This is a genomic window from Neisseria oralis (genome assembly GCF_045062685.1).
Lineage (GTDB): Bacteria > Pseudomonadota > Gammaproteobacteria > Burkholderiales > Neisseriaceae > Neisseria > Neisseria oralis.
Genome location: NZ_JBJGEB010000030.1, coordinates 1 through 1,522, shown reverse-complemented (window position 1 = coordinate 1,522; position 1,522 = coordinate 1). Strand labels below are relative to the sequence as shown.

Annotated in this window: 3 protein-coding genes; all 3 read left to right on the top strand. The window is 37.4% G+C overall.

The genetic code is table 11. From position 1 onward, the window contains the following. Positions 1 to 566: RHS repeat-associated core domain-containing protein (locus ACI43T_RS11910; protein WP_405387318.1), on the top strand; the 566-nt coding region annotated here is incomplete at its 5' end. An 18-nt stretch (positions 567 to 584) separates the two neighbouring features. Continuing rightward, on the top strand, positions 585 to 1,169 hold the full coding sequence (locus ACI43T_RS11905) for a hypothetical protein (RefSeq protein WP_405387316.1): 585 nt from the start codon (positions 585 to 587) through the stop codon (positions 1,167 to 1,169). A gap of 246 nt (positions 1,170 to 1,415) precedes the next feature. Then, positions 1,416 to 1,522, top strand: a 107-nt coding sequence (locus tag ACI43T_RS11900; protein WP_405387321.1) for a DUF6531 domain-containing protein, incomplete at its 3' end; no start/stop codon positions are given.

Below are 1,522 nucleotides of genomic sequence, written 5' to 3'. Positions count from 1 at the left end.
GGGAGACGGGGCTGCATTACAATTTGATGCGCTATTACGAACCTGATACGGGTAGGTTTATCAGTCAAGACCCGATTGGACTTTTTGGCGGATATAACCTGTATCGGTTTGCGCCGAATGCGCAAGCTTGGGTTGATCCGTTAGGACTAGCTAATTTATTTGATATAGGTACCTATGGAAGTCTTAATAGTAGTGCTCATGTCGGAGATGGCTTACAAGCCCATGAATTAATTAGGCATGAAGCCTTAGTTCAAAGTGGCTATACGACTAAAAATAATCGATTAAGTCAGAATCCAGCTATTGCTTTAGATTTGGATCATCATACAAGAGGACCTGCAAAAGATACTAGGGGTATTGGTGGCACTCATCACCATGAAGCAGAGATTAGGCGTTCTCATTATGGTTTGGGCAGAAATGACATGCACTCTGATTTACATCGAGAAATTGATATTGCTCAAGGAGGATTGAGAAAAACGGGAACTCCTAAAGCTCAAAGAAAACGGTTAAGAAGAGCAGCTAAAAAATTCCTAAGAAAATTGAAGAACCCAGGTAAAAAATGTCCTTAAGTTTTTAGGAGAATTTAAATGAAAAAAAATGGATACGTTAATTTTAACTTTTTAGAAAGCAAACCAAATATAAATAATATATTGGTCGGACTAGATTCAGATTATTCAAATAAAGTAATGGCACCAGATGGCCATGAATTGGCATTGATTGCTTTTATACCGATTGAAAATTTATTAGCTATTGCACCTCAATTTGAAAAAGATTTTCAAGAAAAGGAATATAAAGATAAAGCAATTTACGTTTTTTCTTATTATGATGAAGAAGATTATTTCCTCGACTACATTACTGAAATTGATGATGCTATTCAAGGGTATACAAAAGTTATTGTTGGGGATAAAAATCAGTTTAAGTTTAACTTGGAGAATTTCTATCCAATCAACCCTATTGAAAATTTAGACGAAATGAGTTTTTTGGGTGGGCAGCCCGAATATTTACAACAAGAAGGTTATGATTTTTCAGAAAAATATATTTTCATAGGTCAAATCTTAGGAATGGATTTACCCGAAAAAGTAAATGAAATTTTTTATCTAACCGGGAATGTTGGGTATATTTTTATAAATCGAGATCTATCGGGTGGATTATTCTTTGTGCAAGCGACTTAAACAAATATATATTTAAGTGTATATATAGCAAGCCGTAGCCCGCATAAATTTCCAAATTTATAGGTAGGGTGCGTGCCTCAAAGCACGCACGCGGTTTTTCAGTTTTCAGACGGCCTCAATATCCCTTTTGAGGCCGTCTGAAACCTCCGTTCTTTAACAATCCAACCCCATTACCGATTGATGCATTGGTTGATATAGAGGCCGTCTGAAAGATAGTTTTTCAGACGGCCTCTATTTAGTTACGGTATCAAAATCCTGTTTGACGACACAGAAGCCGACTTCACCCTTGATTCACTGCTGCCGCTGGTCTGGCGGCGCAGCTATTATTCCGACCAGTACGGCAACGGTTGGCT

What these genes read in the sequence shown, in the direction of transcription:
- ACI43T_RS11905 (WP_405387316.1), top strand. Translation starts at nt 585, where the DNA reads ATGAAAAAAAATGGATACGTTAATTTTAACTTTTTAGAAAGCAAACCA.